Source organism: Streptomyces coelicoflavus (assembly GCF_045041415.1).
Classification (GTDB): domain Bacteria; phylum Actinomycetota; class Actinomycetes; order Streptomycetales; family Streptomycetaceae; genus Streptomyces; species Streptomyces coelicoflavus.
Window position 1 is genome coordinate 4,262,294 of sequence record NZ_CP108218.1, and the last position, 20,550, is coordinate 4,282,843.

The 20,550-nt window shown below is 68.6% G+C and carries 20 protein-coding genes; 10 read left to right on the forward strand and 10 right to left on the reverse strand.

What is annotated here, in order from left to right; translation table 11 throughout:
* Positions 1 to 26: 26 nt before the first annotated feature.
* A complete protein-coding gene (locus tag OHA99_RS18805; protein ID WP_153178926.1) occupies positions 27 to 704 on the reverse strand; it encodes a PadR family transcriptional regulator in 678 nt (225 codons plus the stop codon).
* A 664-nt stretch (positions 705 to 1,368) separates the two neighbouring features.
* On the opposite strand from OHA99_RS18805, the gene OHA99_RS18810 reads away from it, so the two are divergent.
* Positions 1,369 to 3,759 carry a transglycosylase domain-containing protein gene (locus tag OHA99_RS18810; protein WP_153178927.1) on the forward strand — a complete coding sequence of 797 codons (2,391 nt, stop codon included), beginning with the start codon at positions 1,369 to 1,371 and terminating at the stop codon, positions 3,757 to 3,759.
* A gap of 120 nt (positions 3,760 to 3,879) precedes the next feature.
* Positions 3,880 to 5,388, forward strand: coding sequence for a glycosyltransferase family 87 protein (locus tag OHA99_RS18815; RefSeq protein ID WP_405696836.1), 1,509 nt, complete (start codon positions 3,880 to 3,882; stop codon positions 5,386 to 5,388).
* 85 nt (positions 5,389 to 5,473) lie between these two features.
* Here OHA99_RS18815 and OHA99_RS18820 read toward each other — a convergent pair whose 3' ends face one another.
* The 3 genes from OHA99_RS18820 to OHA99_RS18830 all read right to left on the reverse strand — a co-directional run bounded on the left by OHA99_RS18820 (position 5,474) and on the right by OHA99_RS18830 (position 8,132).
* Positions 5,474 to 6,505: an alanine racemase gene (locus tag OHA99_RS18820; RefSeq protein WP_007388936.1), complete on the reverse strand. Its 1,032-nt coding sequence runs from the start codon at positions 6,503 to 6,505 to the stop codon at positions 5,474 to 5,476.
* A 61-nt stretch (positions 6,506 to 6,566) separates the two neighbouring features.
* On the reverse strand, positions 6,567 to 7,688 hold the full coding sequence (gene femX / locus OHA99_RS18825) for a peptidoglycan bridge formation glycyltransferase FemX (RefSeq protein ID WP_405696839.1): 1,122 nt from the start codon (positions 7,686 to 7,688) through the stop codon (positions 6,567 to 6,569).
* Positions 7,689 to 7,826: 138 nt separating this feature from the next.
* Positions 7,827 to 8,132 (reverse strand): hypothetical protein, encoded by a 306-nt coding sequence (locus OHA99_RS18830; protein ID WP_007388934.1) that lies wholly within the window; start codon positions 8,130 to 8,132, stop codon positions 7,827 to 7,829.
* 271 nt (positions 8,133 to 8,403) lie between these two features.
* Here OHA99_RS18830 and rpsF point away from each other — a divergent pair, with 271 nt between their 5' ends.
* The 4 genes from rpsF to rplI all read left to right on the forward strand — a co-directional run bounded on the left by rpsF (position 8,404) and on the right by rplI (position 10,121).
* Positions 8,404 to 8,694 (forward strand): 30S ribosomal protein S6, encoded by a 291-nt coding sequence (rpsF, locus tag OHA99_RS18835; protein ID WP_003975025.1) that lies wholly within the window; start codon positions 8,404 to 8,406, stop codon positions 8,692 to 8,694.
* A 79-nt stretch (positions 8,695 to 8,773) separates the two neighbouring features.
* Positions 8,774 to 9,373, forward strand: coding sequence for a single-stranded DNA-binding protein (locus OHA99_RS18840; protein ID WP_153178929.1), 600 nt, complete (start codon positions 8,774 to 8,776; stop codon positions 9,371 to 9,373).
* Between the two features lie 46 nt (positions 9,374 to 9,419).
* Complete coding sequence (rpsR, locus tag OHA99_RS18845) at positions 9,420 to 9,656, forward strand: 30S ribosomal protein S18 (RefSeq protein ID WP_003949403.1); 237 nt, start codon at positions 9,420 to 9,422, stop codon at positions 9,654 to 9,656.
* An 18-nt stretch (positions 9,657 to 9,674) separates the two neighbouring features.
* The gene (gene rplI, locus OHA99_RS18850) at positions 9,675 to 10,121 is read left to right on the forward strand and encodes a 50S ribosomal protein L9 (protein WP_007388913.1); all 447 of its coding nucleotides are present in this window, start codon (positions 9,675 to 9,677) and stop codon (positions 10,119 to 10,121) included.
* 100 nt (positions 10,122 to 10,221) lie between these two features.
* On the opposite strand, the gene OHA99_RS18855 is transcribed toward rplI, so the two are convergent.
* Positions 10,222 to 11,559 carry an MATE family efflux transporter gene (locus tag OHA99_RS18855; protein WP_153178930.1) on the reverse strand — a complete coding sequence of 446 codons (1,338 nt, stop codon included), beginning with the start codon at positions 11,557 to 11,559 and terminating at the stop codon, positions 10,222 to 10,224.
* Between the two features lie 459 nt (positions 11,560 to 12,018).
* Between OHA99_RS18855 and dnaB the strand changes: the two genes are divergently transcribed.
* Both dnaB and OHA99_RS18865 read left to right on the forward strand, forming a co-directional pair.
* A complete protein-coding gene (gene dnaB, locus OHA99_RS18860) occupies positions 12,019 to 13,497 on the forward strand; it encodes a replicative DNA helicase (RefSeq protein WP_153178931.1) in 1,479 nt (492 codons plus the stop codon).
* Between the two features lie 94 nt (positions 13,498 to 13,591).
* Positions 13,592 to 14,977 carry a serine hydrolase domain-containing protein gene (locus OHA99_RS18865; RefSeq protein WP_405696843.1) on the forward strand — a complete coding sequence of 462 codons (1,386 nt, stop codon included), beginning with the start codon at positions 13,592 to 13,594 and terminating at the stop codon, positions 14,975 to 14,977.
* Between the two features lie 76 nt (positions 14,978 to 15,053).
* On the opposite strand, the gene OHA99_RS18870 is transcribed toward OHA99_RS18865, so the two are convergent.
* Positions 15,054 to 15,506, reverse strand: coding sequence for a GNAT family N-acetyltransferase (locus OHA99_RS18870; protein ID WP_405696846.1), 453 nt, complete (start codon positions 15,504 to 15,506; stop codon positions 15,054 to 15,056).
* Between the two features lie 21 nt (positions 15,507 to 15,527).
* Positions 15,528 to 15,992, reverse strand: coding sequence for a MarR family winged helix-turn-helix transcriptional regulator (locus OHA99_RS18875; protein ID WP_153178934.1), 465 nt, complete (start codon positions 15,990 to 15,992; stop codon positions 15,528 to 15,530).
* A gap of 140 nt (positions 15,993 to 16,132) precedes the next feature.
* Here OHA99_RS18875 and OHA99_RS18880 point away from each other — a divergent pair, with 140 nt between their 5' ends.
* Positions 16,133 to 17,344: an MFS transporter gene (locus OHA99_RS18880; protein WP_153178935.1), complete on the forward strand. Its 1,212-nt coding sequence runs from the start codon at positions 16,133 to 16,135 to the stop codon at positions 17,342 to 17,344.
* A 115-nt stretch (positions 17,345 to 17,459) separates the two neighbouring features.
* Entirely contained in the window at positions 17,460 to 17,879 is a 420-nt protein-coding gene (locus tag OHA99_RS18885) for a heme-binding protein (protein WP_405696849.1), read from the forward strand.
* A gap of 94 nt (positions 17,880 to 17,973) precedes the next feature.
* On the opposite strand, the gene OHA99_RS18890 is transcribed toward OHA99_RS18885, so the two are convergent.
* From OHA99_RS18890 to OHA99_RS18900, 3 genes are all read right to left on the reverse strand, one after another.
* Positions 17,974 to 18,840, reverse strand: coding sequence for a GNAT family N-acetyltransferase (locus OHA99_RS18890; RefSeq protein WP_153178937.1), 867 nt, complete (start codon positions 18,838 to 18,840; stop codon positions 17,974 to 17,976).
* 77 nt (positions 18,841 to 18,917) lie between these two features.
* Positions 18,918 to 19,400: an NUDIX domain-containing protein gene (locus OHA99_RS18895; RefSeq protein WP_153178938.1), complete on the reverse strand. Its 483-nt coding sequence runs from the start codon at positions 19,398 to 19,400 to the stop codon at positions 18,918 to 18,920.
* Between the two features lie 69 nt (positions 19,401 to 19,469).
* Positions 19,470 to 20,375 carry a LysR family transcriptional regulator gene (locus OHA99_RS18900; protein ID WP_405698974.1) on the reverse strand — a complete coding sequence of 302 codons (906 nt, stop codon included), beginning with the start codon at positions 20,373 to 20,375 and terminating at the stop codon, positions 19,470 to 19,472.
* Between the last annotated feature and the right edge of the window lie 175 nt (positions 20,376 to 20,550).

The window sequence follows — 20,550 nt, forward strand, 5'->3', positions numbered from 1 at the left end:
GTACGAGTGAGGCCCTGACTGGGCGCTCACGTGGCGGTGTCGCCGGGCGTATCCGGCCGGGGGTCGTCCCCCGGCCGGGGCAGGCCGCCCGTCGCTCCAGATGTCGTGTCCTGTTGAGCGGTCCCCTCGGCGGCGGAACCTCGCAGGTCCCGCCCCGCCCGCTCGCTCTCGATGAGCTCGTTCAGCCAGCGCACTTCGCGCTCCACGGACTCCATTCCGTGGCGCTGCAGCTCAAGCGTGTAGTCGTCGAGTCGCTCCCGGGTGCGGGCCAGGGAGGCCCGCATCTTCTCCAGGCGCTCCTCCAGCCGGCTGCGCCGGCCCTCGAGCACGCGCATGCGTACGTCTCGCGACGTCTGCCCGAAGAACGCGAAGCGGGCGGCGAAGGTCTCGTCCTCGTACGCGTCCGGGCCCGTCTGGGAGAGGAGCTGCTCGAAATGTTCCTTACCGTCGGCCGTCAACCGGTAGACGATCTTGGCGCGGCGCCCCGTGAGGGAGGCGGCGGCCTCGTCGATGTTCCCCGGTTCCTCGATCAACCAGCCGTTGGCGACCAGCGTCTTGAGGCAGGGATAGAGCGTCCCGTAGCTGAACGCCCGGAACACACCCAGTGACGTGTTGAGTCGTTTGCGCAGCTCATAGCCGTGCATCGGGGACTCGCGAAGCAGGCCGAGTACGGCGAACTCGAGGATGCCGGATCTCCGGCTCATCGTCGCCTCCTCTCGCCCTTATGCCGCGCTGATGTATCGACTCGATACATCAGCACGATAGAACGAGCATCCGCGTGCGACAAGGGGGGAACTGGTGAACGGGATCACATCACGGTTTCATCGCGAGCAAGTTGCCTGATTTGAGGTGAACTTCGGATCGCGGGGGTTTTGACGGTGCGTAGTGTGTGCGCCATGCGAACCACCGGGAACCGAGTGACGTCTGGGGGCGTCCCTGTCCCCGGTGCAGTACGGGTGAATGCGGAAGGGGCCGCATCCGTACTTCGGGGGGACCGGAAACCAGCCGCCTTTACCAGGCGCGCAAAGGTGCGCCTGCCCGAGGAGTAGTCGTTCGATGAGCGAGCACCGTCGCAAACCGCCGCAGCCGCAGGGAGGCGGACGTGCCGCGGCCCGACGCGGTCAGTCCGGCTCGTCCTCCGGCCGCCGTGCGGCACCGCGAGGCGCCACAGGGTCTCCGTCCGGCTCGCACGGTCCGGAGGACGAGGAGCGTGCGTACGGCAGCCGCGCCGAAGCCCGGCGCGCAGCACAGCGGAACGGGGGTGGCCGCCGCAGAGCGGCCGAGCCGGGCCGCGGTGGACGGCGAGGGGCACCCGGCGGCGCGGCAGGGGCCGGACGAGGACGTGCCGCGGCGCCCGGCAAGAAGCGGATGATCGACTACCCGCGCCACGACAAGGACGGGTGGCAGCGCTGGGTGCCCTCCTGGAGGCTCGTCTCCGGGCTGTGCATCGCGTTCTTCGGCTGCCTGGTCGGCGCCGCCGGCCTCGCGTACGCCATGGTGAGCGTCCCCGTCATCGACGAGAGCGCCACGGCGCAGAACAACGTCTACTACTGGGCCGACAACACCCAGATGGTGGCCACGGGCGGTGACCGCAACCGTCAGAGCGTCGATCTCTCGCAGATCCCCAAGGAGATGCGCAATGCGGTCATCTCGCAGGAGAACAAGACGTTCTACTCCGACAGCGGCATCGACCCCAAGGGCATCGCCCGCGCCGTGTTCAACATGGCCAAGGGCGGGGAGACGCAGGGCGGCTCCACCATCACCCAGCAGTACGTGAAGAACGCGATGCTGAACGACCAGTCGCAGACGATCTCCCGCAAGGTCAAGGAGATCTTCGTCTCGATCAAGGTCGGCACCGACGTCTCCAAGGACGACATCCTCGAGGGCTACCTGAACTCCGCCTACTACGGCCGCGGCGCCTACGGCATCCAGGCGGCGTCTCGGGCGTACTTCAACATCGACGCCGTCGATCTCAACCCGGGACAGTGCGCCTTCCTGTCGGCGGTGCTCAAGGGCGCCACCTATTACGACCCGGCGGGCTCGGTGTCGATCGACCCGACGGGAGCCACGCCGGAGCTCAACCGCAAGCGTGCCCACTCCCAGATGCAGGACACCCTCGACAAGATGGTGGAGTACGGGCATCTGAGTCAGACGGAACGGGCCAAGTACAAGGAACTGCCCACCACGCAGAACCCGCAGTCGAACGCGAAGCTGGGCGGCCAGATCGGCTACCTCGTCAGGCTCGCCAAGTCCTCCGTGCTCAAGAGCGGCAAGGTGTCGGAGCAGCAGCTGGAAAAGGGCGGCTACTCGATCTACACGACCTTCGACAAGAAGAAGGTCGACGAGATGGAGAAGGCGGTCCAGAAGGTCTACAAGGAGAAGATCGACCCCAAGAAGCGCCCCGAGACGGACACTCATGTGCAGTTCGGCGGGGCGTCGATCGACACGAAGACCGGGGCCATCAAGGCCATCTACGGCGGTGAGGACGCCACCAAGCACTTCACGAACAACGCCGACGTGACCGGTGCCCAGGTCGGTTCGACGTTCAAGCCGTTCGTGCTCGCGGCGGCGATGAAGTGGGGTGTGCGCGACCCGGACCTCGGCCCGGTCCAGGCCCAGGACGAGCGCACCATCGCTTCCCCGAAGAGTCTCTACAGCGGCAAGAACAAACTGAAGATCAACAACTACGACGGGTCGATCTGGGAGAACGAGGACGGCGAGCAGTGGCGTCAGGAGAACGACGGTCAGGACGACGTCGGTGACCCGCCGGACTACAAGATCGACCTCCGTGAGGCGATGCGGGAGTCGGTGAACTCCGCCTATGTGCAGCTCGGCATGGACGTCGGCCTGGACAAGGTGAAGGAGGCCGCCGTCGACGCGGGTCTTCTGGAGGACAGCCTGACGGGCTCCAGCTTCCCGTCCTTCTCTCTCGGCATCTCGGACCCCAGCGCCATCCGCATGGCGGGCGCCTACGCCACCTTCTCGGACAGCGGCAAGCAGCGCGAGCCGTACTCCGTCACGAAGGTGACGAGCAAGAACGGCACGATCTACACGCACAAGGTCGAGGAGCAGCAAGCCTTCACCGCGAAGGTCGCGGACAACGTCACGGACGTCCTGAAGACCGTCGTCGAGAAGGGAACGGGCACCAACGCCCAGCTGCCCGGCCGAGAGGTGGCCGGCAAGACGGGTACCACGGACGGAAACAAGTCCGCCTGGTTCGTGGGCTACACCCCGCAGCTGTCGACCGCGATCAGCATGTACCGCTACCCGGACGACGAGACCATCAAGGACCGTACGTTCCTGGAGATGTACGGAACGGGTGGCGAGAAGAAGATCCACGGTGCCTCCTTCCCGTCCAGGATCTGGCAGGACTACATGTCGGACGCGGTCAAGGGCATGAAGGCGGAGAAGTTCCCCGAGCCGGAGCCCATCGGTGAGGTCGTCAACGACACCCCGTCGCCGACCCCGACGCCCTCCCCCACTCCCTCCCCGTCCGAGACCGAGGAGACCAGCCCGTCTCCGACTCCGACGCCCAGCAACACGCAGAACAGCCCCTCGCCGCCCGCGCCGACCGATACGTGCGGAGTCTTCGAGTGGAACTGCGACGACGGAGACAACGCCGGCAACGGCAACGGGGGCAATGGCCCAGGCGGCTCCGAGGGCAGCGAATCACCTTCGCCATCGACCAGTGAGACGGGGGAAGAGGGCGATACCAACGGAAACAGTCGCGGAAACACCATCTGGGGCGCGAACGGTTAGCCGCAGAGCCGCAAGCATGGGTGTTTCACGTGAAACACCCACAAGTTTCACGTGAAACAGGGGCCGTCGCATCCACCAGGGTGCGGCGGCCCCGGCGTGCTCCCGGGTGCGTACGGCAGGATGTGCCCCATGCCCAGTGCAGAATCGACGCCAGCGAGCGTGCACGAGCCGGACCCGGTGCGGCCGACCAGTCAGGACACGGTCGCCGAGGCCGGCAGCGAGCTGATCGGCGGCCCGATGGGCCGACGCGCCCTGCTCGGCAGGTCCTGGTGGACCCCTGTGCGGGTGATCGCGCTTGTGGCGATCGGCATGTTCGCCCTCGGGCTGGTCCAGAAAGCCCCCTGCTACAACGGCGCCTGGTTCTTCGGGGCCAGCTCCCAGTACACCCACGCCTGCTACTCGGACATCCCGCACCTGTACCAGGGCCGTGGGTTCGTCGACGGGCTCGTGCCGTACTTCGACAAGCTCCCCGGCGACATGGAGTACCTGGAGTACCCCGTGCTGACCGGCCTGTTCATGGAGGTCGCGTCCTGGCTCACGCCGGGCAGCGGCACCATCCAGGACCAGGAGCAGTGGTACTGGATGGTCAACGCCGGGATGCTCATGGTCTGTGCGGCCGTCATCGCGGTCTGCGTGGCCCGTACCCACATCCGGCGCCCCTGGGACGGCCTGCTGGTCGCCCTGGCCCCGGCCTTCGCGCTGACCGCCACCGTCAACTGGGACCTGCTGGCGGTGGCCCTGACGGCCGCAGCCCTCCTCATGTGGTCCCGGGAGCGTCCCCTGGCCTTTGGCGTGCTGCTGGGCCTGGCCACGGCCGCCAAGCTCTACCCCTTCCTGATCCTCGGCCCGCTCCTCGTCCTGTGCTGGCGTGCGGGCAAATGGCGGGCGTTCGGGACAGCACTGGGAGGCGCGGTCGTCGCCTGGCTCGTGGTGAACCTGCCGGTGATGCTCTACGCCTTCGACGGCTGGTCGAAGTTCTACACGTTCAGCCAGGAACGGGGAGTGGACTTCGGGTCCTTCTGGCTGATCCTGGCCCAGAACTCCGACAACCCGCTCAGCACCGAGACCGTCAACACCCTCGCCACGCTGCTGATGCTGCTGTGCTGCGGCGCCGTCGCGGTGCTCACACTGACCGCCCCCCGACGCCCACGGCTGGCCCAGCTCGCTTTCCTGATCGTCGCGGTGTTCATCCTCACCAACAAGGTCTACTCACCGCAGTACGTGCTCTGGCTGGTGCCGCTGGCCGCGCTGGCACGGCCGAAATGGCGGGACTTCCTCATCTGGCAGGCGTGCGAGGTGGCGTACTTCCTCGGCATCTGGATGTACCTCGCCTACACGACCAGCGGTGACTCCCACAAGGGACTGCCGACGGACGGCTACCACTGGGCCATCGGCCTGCACCTGCTGGGAACACTGTTCTTCTGCGTCATGGTCGTGCGCGACATCCTGATGCCGGACCGGGATCCGGTCCGGCGGACGGGCGACGACGATCCGTCGGGCGGCGTGCTGGACGGTGCGGAGGACGTCTTCGTCCTGGGCCCTGCGGCTCGTACCGAGGAGCCGGTGGCCCACTTCGAGGGGCCGCCCGTGCACTGGGGCGAGAGCCGACAGTCGGACGGTTCACTCTGAGCGAACGCGCGAAAGGCCGTACCCGACGATCAGGTAGATCACCAAGACGTCGGGTACGGCCTTCTTCGCCGGTGCGGCCCGCTCGCTAGCGATCGAGGATGCGGTCGAACTGCGTGGTGGTGTGCCGCAGATGGGCCACCAGTTCGTCACCCACCTTGGGCTCGGCCGCGTCCGTGGGCACGAACAGGATCGACACCTGCATGTGCGGCGGCTCCGCGAACCAGCGCTGCTTGCCGCTCCAGACGAACGGCGAGAGGTTGCGGTTGACCGTGGCGAGGCCGGCCCGGGCGACACCCTTGGCACGCGGCATGACGCCGTGCAGCGCCTTCGGCGCCTCCAGACCCACCCCGTGCGACGTACCGCCCGCCACGACCACCAGGAAGCCGTCGGAGGCGGCCTTCTGCTGCCGGTAGCCGAAACGCTCGCCCTTGGCGACGCGCGTCACGTCCAGGACCGCGCCGCGGTACTCGGTGGCCTCGTGGTCGCCCAGCCACAGCCGGGTCCCGATCCGGGCGCGGAAGCGGGTCTGCGGGAACTGCTGCTGGAGCCGGGCCAGCTCGTCGGCCTTGAGGTGACTGACGAACATGGTGTGCAGCGGCAGCCGGGCCGCGCGCAGCCGGTCCATCCAGCCGATGACCTCCTCGACGGCGTCCGAGCCGTCGGTACGGTCCAGTGGCAGGTGGATGGCGAAACCTTCGAGCCGGACATTCTCTATGGCGGCGTGCAGTTGCGGCAGGTCCTGCTCGCTGATGCCGTGCCGCTTCATCGAGGACATCACCTCGATGACCACCCGCGCGCCCACCAGGCCGTACACGCCGTCGATGGAGGACACCGAACGCACCACCCGGTCGGGCAGCGGCACGGGTTCCTCACCGCGCCGGTACGGCGTGAGGACCAGCAGGTCACCACCGAAGAAGTCCTTGATGCGGGCGGCCTCGTAGGTGGTGCCGACGGCCAGTACGTCCGAGCCCAGCCGCGTGGCCTCCTCCGCCAGCCGCTCGTGACCGAATCCGTAGCCGTTGCCCTTGCAGACCGGGACCAGCCCGGGAAACTGCTCCTGCACGTGCTTGTGGTGCGCCCGCCAGCGCGCGGTGTCGACGTAGAGCGTGAGCGCCATGGCCGGACCTGGAACCTTTCTCGTGGCTGTCAGAGGTGCGGATCGGGGATGGGCGGTACGGTCAGCGGCGCGACATGTAGATGTCGAGCGCCTTGTGGAGCAGCTTGTTCAACGGGAAGTCCCACTCACCGAGGTACTCGGCCGCCTGACCGCCCGTGCCCACCTTGAACTGGATCAGACCGAAGAGGTGGTCGCTCTCGTCCAGGGAGTCGGAGATGCCGCGCAGGTCGTAGACGGTGGCGCCCAGCGCGTAGGAGTCGCGGAGCATGGCCCACTGCATGGCGTTCGACGGCCGGACCTCGCGGCCGATGTTGTCGGAGGCGCCGTAGGAGTACCAGACGTGCCCGCCGACGACCAGCATGGTCGCCGCCGACAGGTTCACCCCGTTGTGCCGGGCGAAGTAGAGCCGCATGCGGTTGGGGTCCTCGTTGCTGAGGGCCGCCCACATGCGCTGGAAGTACGAGAGCGGGCGCGGCCGGAAGTGGTCGCGCACGGCCGTGATCTCGTACAGGCGCTGCCACTCCTCGAGGTCGTGGTAGCCGCCCTGGACGACCTCGACACCGGCCTTCTCGGCCTTCTTGATGTTGCGGCGCCACAGCTGGTTGAAGTTCTTGTGGACCTCTTCCAGGGAGCGGTTGGCCAGCGGTACCTGGAAGACGTAGCGGGGCTGCACGTCACCGAAGCCGGCGCCGCCGTCCTCGCCCTGCTGCCAGCCCATGCGGCGCAGCTTGTCGGCCACCTCGAAGGCGCGCGGCTCGATGTGGTCCGCCTCTATGTCCCGCAGGCGCTTGACGTCCGGGTCCTGGATGCCCTTCTTGATGGACGTCGCGTCCCAGCGCCGGATGATCACCGGCGGGCCCATCTTCACGGAGAAGGCGCCCTGCTGCTTGAGGTGCGCCAGCATCGGCTCCATCCACTCCTGGAGGTTCGGCGCGAACCAGTTGATGACCGGGCCCTCGGGCAGGTAGGCGAGATAGCGCTTGATCTTGGGCAGCTGCCGGTAGAGCACGAGACCCGCGCCGACCAGCTCACCGGTCCGGTCGTCGAACCAGCCGAGGTTCTCCGAGCGCCATTCCGCCTTGACGTCCGCCCATGCCGGGACCTGCATGTGACTCGCCGCCGGCAGACTCTGGATGTAGGCCAGATGCTGCTCGCGACTGATGGTCCTCAGGGTCAGGCTCATTCGGGGCGCTCCTCGGGCTGGTGTGTCCCCATGGGTACAGGGGCTCCGGCTCTCGCGCGAAGCCTACTGCGCCCTGTGAGCGCCCCGTCCGGCGTACGGCTGGAAGGGGTCGTCGCCGTCGGCGGCCGGTACAGCGGATCAGCCGACGAACCCGCCGTGATAGATGCCGAAGAACAAACCGAACGCGGAGGCGCCCAGCCCCAGTACCAGACCGAACCGCTCCCGCGTCGTCGCGGAGACGTACTGGCCGTACCCGCCGGTCAGGACACCGAGCAGTCCCGCCCAGGAGGTCAGGACGTGCAGCCCGCGGAAGCTCGCGGTGGCCAGGGCGAGCACGCCGAGTACCAGGGTCACGGCCAGCAGCGCGTCCTGGAGAGGGTGCGGTTTGCCGTCGGTGGCCAGCAGGCCGGTCCGGGGCCTGGCGGGTCGCATGATCTGTGCCATGGAGAACCTCCTGCCGAAGGCAGTGTGTTTTCGCCCTCACATCCCTGACTACCGATTGTGTCCCCTCGGAGCCTGATTTCAACCGCAGGGCGGCAGCCGGGTACGCTGTACCCTGCGCACCGGTGTCTGTAGCCGGCCACGGGCCACCTCCTCGGAGGAGGCCCGATTGTCAGTGGGTCCTGGTTTACTCGTTGATGCCGGTGCGAACGCATCGCAACCCTCCTGCCACGGAACGACCGTGGCCGCTGAGTCCAAAGGAGGTGGGTTCCACATGCGTCACTACGAGGTGATGGTCATCCTCGACCCCGATCTCGAGGAGCGCTCTGTCTCCCCGCTGATCGAGAACTTCCTCTCTGTCGTCCGTGACGGCGGCGGAAAGGTCGAGAAGGTCGACACCTGGGGCCGTCGTCGTCTCTCGTACGAGATCAAGAAGAAGCCCGAGGGCATCTACTCGGTCATCGACCTGCAGGCCGAGCCTGCGGTCGTCAAGGAGCTCGACCGCCAGATGAACCTGAACGAGTCGGTCCTCCGGACCAAGGTCCTCCGTCCCGAGATGCACTGAGCCTTCCGCTCAGCTGATCCCGGGATCCGAGTAGCAGCAACCAAGCAGCCAGAGCAGCAAACCCGCCGAGAGGTTCCCCATGGCAGGCGAGACCGTCATCACGGTCGTCGGCAATCTTGTCGACGACCCCGAGCTGCGCTTCACCCCGTCCGGTGCGGCCGTCGCGAAGTTCCGCGTCGCGTCGACCCCCCGCACCTTCGACCGTCAGACGAACGAGTGGAAGGACGGCGAGAGCCTCTTCCTCACCTGCTCGGTCTGGCGTCAGGCGGCGGAGAACGTCGCCGAGTCGCTCCAGCGAGGCATGCGCGTCATCGTGCAGGGCCGGCTGAAGCAGCGGTCCTACGAGGACCGTGAGGGCGTCAAGCGCACGGTCTACGAGCTGGACGTCGACGAGGTCGGTGCCAGCCTTCGCAACGCCACGGCCAAGGTCACCAAGACCTCGGGCCGCGGTGGCCAGGGCGGCTACGGCGGCGGTGGCGGTGGCGGTGGCGGCCAGGGTGGCGGCGGCTGGGGCGGCGGCCCCGGTGGCGGCCAGCAGGGCGGCGGCGCTCCCGCCGACGACCCCTGGGCGACCGGCGCTCCCGCCGGTGGCCAGCAGGGTGGTGGCGGCCAGGGTGGCGGCGGCTGGGGCGGTGGCTCCGGCGGCGGTGGCGGCTACTCGGACGAGCCCCCCTTCTAAAGGGACGGGCTCTACCCACACTTCTTGATCACACAGGAGAAACATCATGGCTAAGCCGCCTGTGCGCAAGCCGAAGAAGAAGGTCTGCGCATTCTGCAAGGACAAGGTCACGTACGTGGACTACAAGGACACGAACATGCTGCGGAAGTTCATTTCCGACCGCGGCAAGATCCGTGCCCGTCGCGTGACCGGCAACTGCACTCAGCACCAGCGTGACGTCGCCACGGCCGTGAAGAACAGCCGTGAGATGGCGCTGCTGCCCTACACCTCCACCGCGCGATAAGGGAAGGGTGACCGAAACATGAAGATCATCCTCACCCACGAGGTCTCCGGCCTCGGTGCCGCGGGCGACGTCGTCGACGTCAAGGACGGTTACGCTCGCAACTACCTGATCCCGCGGAAGTTCGCGATCCGCTGGACCAAGGGTGGCGAGAAGGACGTCGAGCAGATCCGTCGTGCTCGCAAGATCCACGAGATCCAGACCATCGAGCAGGCCAACCAGGTGAAGGCCCAGCTCGAGGGTGTGAAGGTCCGTCTGGCCGTCCGCTCCGGCGACGCCGGTCGTCTCTTCGGCTCCGTCACCCCGGCCGACGTCGCTTCCGCGATCAAGGCTGCCGGTGGCCCCGAGGTCGACAAGCGCCGCATCGAGCTGGGCTCCCCGATCAAGACCCTGGGCGCCCACGAGACGTCCGTGCGTCTGCACCCCGAGGTTGACGCCAAGGTCAGCGTCGAGGTCGTCGCTGCCTGAGCACTGCGCTCGCTGAAGCGATGAGAGGGGCCGCATCTCCCGCCAGGGGATGCGGCCCCTCTTCGTCATGGCGTCGGCAGTCGTGTTTCACGTGAAACGGTCAGCGCGTGGCGCCCGTGACGACCCAGCGACCCGATCGTGTACGCAACCAGAGCGTCACCAGGCGCATCGCCATCATCAGCGTCATGGCCGCCCACAGGGCGGTGAGCCCACCACCGAGCGTGGGGACGAGTAGCGCCGCCGGGGTGAAGACAACCAGGGTCAGCAGCATCGCCCAGGCGAGGTAGGGACCGTCGCCCGCACCCATGAGGACACCGTCCAGCACGTAGACCACCCCGCAGACCGGCTGCGCGACGGCCACGATCACCAGCGCGGGCAGCGCGGCGTCCTTGACCATGGAGTCGCCGGTGAACAGCGGCAGGAACACCGGGCGCGACAGCACCACGAGCAGACCCAGCACGGCCCCGACAGCGACGCCCCACTCCACCATCCGGCGACAGGCGTCGCGCGCACCCTGGGCGTCACCCGCTCCCAGATACCGCCCGATGATGGCCTGCCCGGCGATGGCGATGGCGTCGAGGGCGAAGGCGAGCAGGCTCCACAGAGACAGGACGATCTGATGCGCGGCGATGTCGGCGTCACCGAGACGGGCCGCCACGGCCGTCGCGATCATGAGAATCGCCCGCAGGGAGAGCGTGCGCACGAGCAGTGGCACGCCGGCCTGGGCGGAGGACCTGATACCGGCGAGGTCGGGCCGCAGGGAGGCGCCATGTCGCCGGGCGCCGCGAATGACCACCCACAGATAGACCGCCGCCATGCCGAACTGAGCGATGACGGTGCCCCAGGCGGAGCCGGCGATACCGAGTCCGGCGCCATAGACGAGTGCGACGTTCAGGATGGCGTTGGCGATGAAGCCGGCCACGGCCACGTAGAGCGGGGTCCGGGTGTTCTGAAGTCCCCTGAGAACACCGGTCGAGGCCAGCACCACGAGCATGGCGGGGATGCCGAGCGAGGAGATCCGCAGATAGGTGGTGGCATAGGGTGCCGCGGTCTCGGATGCGCCGAAGAGTTCCACGAGGGACGGGGCCGTGGGCAGAACCACCGCAATGACCGCGGCGCCGAGCAGCAGTGCCAGCCAGATGCCGTCCATGCCCTGACGGATCGCCGCTTGCAGGTCACCCGCGCCGACGCGGCGGGAAACGGCCGCCGTGGTGGCGTAGGCGAGGAAGACGAAGACGCTGACGGCCGTCGTGAGCAGGGCCGAGGCGATGCCGAGTCCGGCGAGCTGAGCGGTTCCCAGATGGCCGACGATGGCGCTGTCGGCCATGACGAAAAGAGGCTCGGCGACGAGCGCGCCGAAGGCTGGGACGGCCAGCGCGACGATCTCTCGGTCGTGCCGGCGCCGGGCGGTCCGCGTGCGCGCGGGGGCCTGTGTCATGAGCGCTAATCTAATCGTCCACAGGTAAGAGATGCAAAGCTTTGGTGACCCTTACGACCAGTCTCGCCGCGTGCACTTCTGGGCACGGGTCGAACCGATCTTGGTCCGACCGGGAAAGTTTTTCTTCTGCACAGGCGGTGGATGGTAAAGGTGCAGCTCAGAGCGGCTTCCCGGGTTAAGCTGCGGGCTTGTTCACAGGGCTGTCCACCGAGTCGTGCACAGGTTTTGCGGAGTTCTCCACAGCATCTGGCCAGTCGTCCACATGGCCTGTGGATAACCAGATTGGCTGACGGTGCCCGCAGGCCTACGGTTATCCGGCGCGTGCTCCGTCCGTCGGTCGGTGAACCATCACAAAACCGACGCGCCAGAACCGGAGTTGGGCGTCTTATTTGTCAGTGCCGTGCCGTAGAAATGAGGGGCACGGCGAGGTCCGCTCGGCGGACGGGAGGAGGTGGCTCGGTGAGCATTTCCGAGCCCTTGGACGACCCGTGGGCCGACAGCGGCCCCAGTGATCGTCTGCCTGCTTCCCGCCGTCGCCAAGAGGGCGGCCGCAACCGCGACGATCAGCACGAGCGCGGCTCGGACAGCGGCACGTGGGACGGTGGCGGTACGGCGTTCGAGCGGGTGCCGCCGCAGGATCTGGATGCCGAGCAGTCCGTTCTCGGCGGGATGCTCCTGTCCAAGGACGCCATCGCCGACGTCGTGGAGATCCTCAAGGGCCACGACTTCTACAAGCCGGCCCACGAGACGGTCTACCAGGCCATCCTCGACGTCTATGCCAAGGGCGAGCCGGCCGACCCGATCACCATCGCCGCCGAACTCACCAAGCGCGGTGAGATCAACAAGGTCGGCGGTGCCTCGTATCTGCACACCCTCGTCCAGACCGTGCCGACCGCCGCGAACGCCGCGTACTACGCGGAGATCGTGCACGAGCGGGCGGTCCTGCGCCGCCTGGTGGAGGCCGGCACCCGGATCACCCAGATGGGATACGCGGCCGACGACGACGTCGACGAGATCGTCAACCGCGCCCAGGCCGAGATCTACGCCGTCACCGAGCAGCGCACCAGCGAGGACTACCTGCCGCTCGGCGACATCATGGAAGGCGCACTCGACGAGATCGAGGCGATCGGGTCGCGCAGCGGCGAGATGACCGGCGTGCCGACGGGCTTCACGGACTTCGACTCGCTGACCAACGGCCTGCACCCCGGCCAGATGGTCGTCATCGCCGCTCGTCCCGCGATGGGCAAGTCGACCCTCGCGCTGGACTTCGCGCGGGCCGCGTCGATCAAGAACAACCTGCCGAGCGTCATCTTCTCGCTCGAGATGGGGCGCAACGAGATCGCCATGCGTCTGCTGTCCGCCGAGGCCCGCGTCGCGCTGCACCACATGCGGTCGGGCACGATGACGGACGACGACTGGACCCGGCTGGCGCGGCGGATGCCCGACGTGTCGGCCGCCCCGCTCTACATCGACGACTCCCCGAACCTGTCGATGATGGAGATCCGCGCCAAGTGCCGTCGCCTCAAGCAGCGCAACGACCTCAAGCTGGTCGTCATCGACTACCTCCAGCTGATGCAGTCCGGCGGCTCCAAGCGCGCCGAGAGCCGCCAGCAGGAGGTCTCAGACATGTCCCGCAACCTCAAGCTCCTGGCGAAGGAGCTGGAGATTCCGGTCATCGCGCTCTCCCAGCTGAACCGCGGTCCCGAGCAGCGCACCGACAAGAAGCCCATGGTCTCCGACCTGCGTGAGTCCGGTTCGATCGAGCAGGACGCCGACATGGTCATCCTGCTGCACCGCGAGGACGCCTACGAGAAGGAGTCGCCGCGGGCGGGCGAGGCGGACCTGATCGTGGCCAAGCACCGTAACGGCCCGACGGCCACGATCACGGTCGCCTTCCAGGGCCACTACTCGCGCTTCGTGGACATGGCACAGACCTGATCATCGGCCAGGTGGGTCCTCTCCCTGTGCACCCGGGACGGAGCCACGGGGAAATCGGCTCGACGTGAGGTGCCCCGGCCGGTGGACTGGGCGCATGACGACACCTCAGGAAGAGCTGCTTCCCACCACCCGCCGGGCGCTGGCACACCGCATCGCCGTGGCCCAGGCCGAGGGGCGTACGCCGTCGCTCGTCGCGGCGGTGGTCCGGGGCGGGCAGACCGTGTGGCACGGGGCGCGGACCTCGGTGGACGGGCACGGACCGGACGAGACCGTGCAGTACCGGATCGGCTCGATCACCAAGACGTTCACCGCGGTCCTCGTGCTGCGGTTGCGTGACGACGGTGTGCTCGACCTCGGGGATCCGCTGGAGAAGCATCTGCCGGGCACCGGGGCGGGGGAGGCCACGATCGCCGAGCTGCTCGCGCACTCGGGCGGCCTGGCCGCCGAGTCGCCCGCGCCCTGGTGGGAGCGCACGCCGGGCTCGCTGCGGCCCGAGCTGGCCGACGTGCTGGGCGAGCAGCCGCTCCGGCACCCGGTGGGCCGCCGCCACCACTATTCCAATCCTGGCTACACCCTGCTCGGAGCGCTGGTCGAGAAGCTGCGCGGTGCTTCTTGGGAGGAGGTGCTGCAGAGGGAGGTACTGGACCCGTTGGGGCTGGCGCGTACGGCCGCACGGCCCAGTGCCCCGCATGCGGGTGGCTGGGCAGTGCATCCATGGGCCGACGTGATGCTGGCCGAGCCGGCGGAGGACCTCGGGCTGATGGCCCCTGCGGGACAGCTCTGGTCGACCACCGGGGACCTGGCGCGGTTCGCCGTCTTCCTGACGCAGGGGGACGACAAGGTGCTCGGCGCGGAGACCGTGCGGGAGATGCGGGCGCCCGCTGCGCCGGCCGAGGCCGCGGATGTGGTGGACGGCGCGGCGTACGGCCTGGGGCTGCAGCTCCAGCACCGGGACGGGCGGTTGCTCGTGGGGCACTCCGGTTCCCTGCCGGGGTTCCTGGCCAATCTCACCATCGGGGTGGAGGACGACGTGGCCGCGGTGGTCCTGACCAACTGCACCTCAGGGCCGCTGCTCGCCGGGGTCGGAGCCGACCTTGTGCGCATCGTCGCGGAGGCGGAGCCCCGGATCCCCGAACCGTGGCGTCCGCTGCGGGACGTCGACTCCTCCGTGCTGGAACTGGCGGGACAGTGGTACTGGGGGACGCACGCCTTCGCCCTGCGGCTGACGGCCGATGGAGGGGTCTCGCTGGGGCCGCTGTCGGGCGAGGGCCGCCGCTCACGGTTCCGGGCCAACGGTGACGGCACCTGGACGGGCCTGGAGGGCTACTACGCGGGCGAGTTGCTGGGAGCGGTGAGGCGTGCGGACGGAACCGTGAGCCATCTGGACCTCGGCTCCTTCGTCTTCACGCGTCAGCCGTACGAAGAGGGCGCCGACGTGCCGGGCGGTGTGGACCCTGAGGGGTGGCGGGGGATCGGCTGACGGCCGACCTGACACGGCCCTGTTTCACGTGAAACAGGGCCGTGCGCCGTTGAAGGCGTGGCACTGGAGCCGTACCTCAGAGCTGGAGCTTGAACCCCGTGTGCGAGGCGGAGAAGCCCAGACGTTCGTAAAAACGGTGAGCGTCGGTACGGGTTTGGTCGGAGGTGAGCTGCACCAGGTGGCATCCCTGCCGCCGGGACTCGTCGATCGCCCACTCGATGAGTCGGGTCCCCAGCCCGCTGCCGCGCTCGTCGCCGTGGACACGTACGCCTTCGACGATCGATCGGGTGGCGCCGCGCCGGGACAGCCCGGGGACGATCGTCAGCTGGAGTGTGCCGACGACACGGCCCTCACGGACGGCCACCACCAGATGCTGGTTCGGATCGGTCCTGAGCCGCTCGAAGGCGGCCATGTACGGGCCCAGGTCGCCCGGTGACTCGCGCTGTGCGCCCAGCGGGTCGTCGGCGAGCATCGCGACGACGGCCGGGATGTCCTCGGTGGTGGTGGGACGTATTTCAAGATCTCCCATGCCTGCACTCTAGAACCGAATCTAGGCGGGCACCGGTGCCTTCAGGGTCTCCACCGCCCGGACCAGCGGCGCGAGGTCGGAGTGCGTGGCGGCTTCGTCGAGAGCCTCACGCAGGGCGGCGTCATTGGTGGGCCGTGCTTCGTTCAGCAGCCGCAAGCCGGTCGCGGTGACGTTGGTGTAGATACCGCGTCGGTCGGTGGGGCACAGATAGCGCTCGAGCAGGCCCCGGTCCTCGAGTCGGGTGACCAGCCGGGTGGTCGCGCTCTGGCTGAGGACGACGGCGTCGGCGACCTGCTTCATCTGCAGATGCCCCCCGTCGCCGTCGTGCTGCCGGCTGAGCACCTCGAGCAGTGAGTACTCGCGGACGCTCAGATCGTGCCCGGTCTGGAGCGCGCGCTCGATGTGGGCCTCGATCCTCCCGTGCAGCAGTGAGAGGGCGCACCAGCCCTGGGAGAGGGCGGTGAGCGCGGGGTCCGTCGCTGTCATGTGGTTCCTCCGTCCAGGAGTGACTGAGACCAGGGTAGACCAGTACCGCAATTGCCTGCGCTTGCATATAGCCCGCGTCTGCAATTATTGTGGACGAGCGCAAAGCGTCCATGCGATCATCTCGGAAGGTGTACCCCTCCATGCCTCTCGCGCTCCTGGCCCTCGCGATCGGGGCCTTCGGGATCGGAACGACCGAATTCGTGATCATGGGCTTGCTGCCTGAGGTCGCGAGCGACTACGGGGTCTCCATCCCCACCGCCGGATACCTGGTGACCGGATACGCGCTCGGCGTGATGTTCGGTGCCCCGCTGATGACCGTGCTCGGCACCAGAGTCCCGCGCAAGCGGATGCTGATGCTGCTGATGGGCCTGTTCATCGTCGGCAACCTGCTCTCCGCGCTTGCCCCCGCCTTCTCCGTCATGCTGATCGGACGCGTGGTCGCCTCGCTCGCGCACGGAGCCTTCTTCGGCATCGGATCGGTGGTCGCGGCCGGTCTGGTCGCCCCGGACAAGAAGGCCGGCGCGATCGCGATGATGTTCACCGGTCTGACGGTCGCCAATGTCGTCGGCGTCCCGCTGGGAACGCTGATCGGACAGTCCGTCGGCTGGCGCGTCACCTTCGCCGTCGTCGCCGCGCTCGGAGTCGTCGGCCTGGCCGGGATCGCCAAGCTGGTTCCCGACGTGCCCAGGGCCGAGGGTGTGCGGCTGCGCCACGAGATGGCCGCGTTCAAGAACGCACAGGTCCTGCTCGCGATGGCCATGACCGTGCTCGGCTTCGGCGGGGTCTTCGCGGCCATCACCTACATCGCGCCGATGATGACGCAGGTCGCGGGCTTCGCCGACGGCTCGGTCACCTGGCTGCTCGTCCTCTTCGGCCTCGGCATGGTCGGCGGCAACCTTGTCGGCGGCCGGTTCGCCGACCGTGCTCTGATGCCCATGCTGTACATCGCCCTGGGCGCCCTGTCCGTCGTACTCGCCCTCTTCACACTCACCGCGCACGACAAGATCGCGTCCGCCGTGACCGTCTTCCTGATCGGTGCCCTGGGCTTCGCCACTGTCCCGCCGTTGCAGAAGCGCGTCCTGGATCATGCACACGGCGCGCCGACACTGGCCTCCGCGGTGAACATCGGTGCCTTCAACCTGGGCAACGCGCTCTCCGCATGGCTCGGCGGCGTCGTCATCGGGGCCGGCTTCGGATACACCGCCCCCAACTGGGTCGGCGCCGTGCTCGCCGCGTCCGCCCTCCTCCTCGCCGTCCTCTCGGCCGCCCTGGAACGGCGCGCGGGTGCTCCCGGAGGGGTCGTCGCGGGTTCCGCACCCGCGGAACGGCGGTCCGCCGTCGCCCACCACTGAACAACCCGCCCCGCCCCTGCCCGGGGTGCGGGGCCAGGGCCCCGCATTCCTCGGCCGAGCGCCTTGTCGGCCACCGAGGCACCGCACCACTCAGTACAACCACGGAGAAGAACCCATGACCACCACCGCAGTCACCCCGCTGACCATCCAGGACGCCGAAGCCCTCGTCGCCGCTGCCCACCACGCCGCCGAGGCGGCCGACGTCACCGTGAGCGTCACGGTCCTCGATGCCGGGGGCCACCTGCTCGCCTTCCGGCGCGACGACCGCGCCGTGCTGATCTCCGGAGAGACCAGCACGCGCAAGGCCTACACCGCGCTCCAGTTGAACGCTCCGACCGCCGACCTCGTCGACGCCGTGCAGCCCGGAGGCCTCTTCCACACCCTGCCCACGGCACTCGACCGGCCGCTGCTGTTCATCGCGGGCGGCGTGCCCGTGCACCGGGAGGGCCGGCTGATCGGTGCGATCGGGGTGGGCGGCGGCGCCCCCGAGCAGGACCACGGCTTCGCCTCGGCCGCCGTGCGGAGCCTCGCCTGACGGCAGCGGTTCGTAAGCGGCCGTCCATCCGACGCCGGTTCCCGGGCAGTCCGGGGACCGGCGTCGCCGTGCCGCGGGGCATACCGCCTGAAAGTCAGCCCGCCGCCACCGTCAGCGGCGCGAACCGCCGGGTCCAGTCCCCGGGCAGGTCCGTGATCCCGTAGGTCATGACCGCATTGGGGGCGACCGTGGACAGGCCGCGCTCCTTCATCCACGTCAGCAGCTCCTCGTGCCGTACGTCGATGTCCGTGCGCAGCGGCCGGTCGGTGCGGGCCGCGAGGGAGCTGATCAGCGCCTTGGCCGTCTCGGTGTCACGGGCGATCAGCGGACCCACGACGTGGGTGTCCATGTTCGGCCAGGCCGCGGCATACCCGGTGATCCGGCGGTCTTCCTCGGCGATGCGCAGCTGGTCGGCGAAGGCGGGCAGCCGCGTGACGATATGGGTGCGGTCGGCGCCGAAGACCTCCTCGTCGAGCCGGAGGATCGTGGTGAGGTCTTCGGCCGTGGCCGCGCGCGTGACGGTCCTCGGTTCCGGCCCGCCCGGGACGAAACGGCCGCGCAGCATCTCCGCCCCGCCCGTCACCTTGAAGCCGAGCTCCTCGTAGAGCGGCCGGCCGTTCGGCGTCGCGTGCAGAGTGAGCGGAACGGTGCCCAGGGCCGAGACGAGGTGGCGCATGAGGCGGCGTCCGACCCCTTGGCGGGCGTGCCGCTCGGCGACCAGCACCATGCCGATGGCGGCGAGCGAGGGCCGCTCCTGAGGGCCGTACTCGGTGACGGTACACGCGGCGACGAGGCCACCGCCGGGGTCGTCGATGCCGTATCCCCTGCCGGCCGTGAGGAGGAACCCCCACTTGTGCTCCTCGCGCGGCCACCCCCGGTCCTCGGACAGGTCGGCGCAGGCGGTGAGATCGCGCAGCGTCAGACGGCGGATCGGTGCAGAGGCGAGGAAAGGAGTCGGCACGCAGGTCAGGCTGTCCGACCGCGGCCGTCCGCGTCCACCTCTTTCCGGCGGAACACGCGAGCTTTCGGCCACATCGTTCAGCCGAGGTCGGGTGCGTGCATGGCACGCACACCCTCGATGTTGCCGTCCAGATAGTGCCGCAGGGACAGCGGTACGAGGTGGACCGAGGCGATCCCGACCCGGGTGAACGGCACCCTGACGATCTCGTACTCACCGGCGGGCTCGTCGACCTCCGGTCCGTGCCGCAGGGACGGGTCCATGGACAGCAGATGGCAGACGAAGAAGTGCTGCACCTTCACACCGGTCGCGCCACCGTCCTCGCCGATGTGCTCCACGGTGTCCACGAAGCAGGGCACCACGTCGCTGATCTTGGCACCGAGCTCCTCGTACACCTCACGGTGCAGGGCGTCCACGACGGTGGTGTCGTCCGGCTCGACCCCGCCGCCGGGAGTGACCCAGTAGGGATCGACACCGGGCTTGGTCCGCTTGATCAGGATCAGGTGGTCGCCGTCCAGCAGGACGGCGCGGGCGGTGCGCTTGACCACGGGTCGGACGGTCATGGGAGAAATGTGGCCCGGCTGGTTCCACGTGAAACATTGTGACGCACACCCGGTTGCTGACCCTCGGGCTCAGTTCCAGACGGCGGCCGCCCGCAGCAATCCCTCGTGGGCGCGGGCGATGTGCGGCATCGCCAGCGTGCCGGTGCGCGCCACCAGGAAGTACGTCCGCAACGGCGGCACCGCCGGATCGTGCAGGGCGACGACGTCACCGCGCTCCAGTGCCTCCGCGCACAGGTAGCGGGGCAGCACGGCGAGCCCCGCGCCGGCGATCGTGCAGGCGAGGACCGCACGCAGGTCGGGGGTGACGACGGTGGCCGGGGCGGCCGGACGGGCGTCGAAGACGGACGCCCAGTAGCGGGTGACGAAGGGCAGTGACTCGTGCACTTCGACCACGGGAACGTGCTTCAGGGCGGAGGCGTCGGTGTCGCGGAGCTTTTCGGCACCGGCACGCTCCGCCCAGTCCGGTGCGGCGACCAGGACGTGTTCCTCGTCGCAGAGCGGAGTCGACGTGAGCAACGAGCCACGGGGACGGGCCGTGCCGATGGCCAGATCGTGATGTCCGGCGGCCAGGCCCTCCAAGGTCTGCTCGGCGTTCCCGAACGAGGCGCGCAGGGTGAAGGCCCGGCCGTCCTCGCGAGTGAGCCCGGTAAGCGCGGGCAGCGCCCGCTCCGCGGTGAACTCCGGTGGCCCGGCCAGGTGCAGGGTCCGCGAGGAGGAATCGTTCTCCAGCCCTGCCTCGGCGATCTCCACCAGGGCGTCGAGGTGCGGTGCGGCCTTGTGGGCGAGTTCGTCACCGACGGTCGTCGGGGTCACTCCGCGGGCCTGCCGAAGGAACAGCGGGCGGCCGAGCTGACGCTCGAGCGTACGGATCTGCGAGGTGACGGCGGGCTGCGAGAGGCCGAGCAGAGACGCCGCACGGGTGAAGGAACCGGCCCGGTGCACGGCGACGAAGGTGCGGAGCAAGGCCAGATCCACGGACATCCGTCCCCTCTTCTGTTCTCCTCCAGCCCCCGCCCGAGCCCAAGTATAGATATGTCGATAGGGTGCTGTCGCTCCTGTGATTGGACACTGACACTCAGTCAACTAGCCTGGAGCGCGCGGTTCTTCGCGTTGAACCGGTGACGCGCGAGGCCGGAGGACGGTCCGAGCC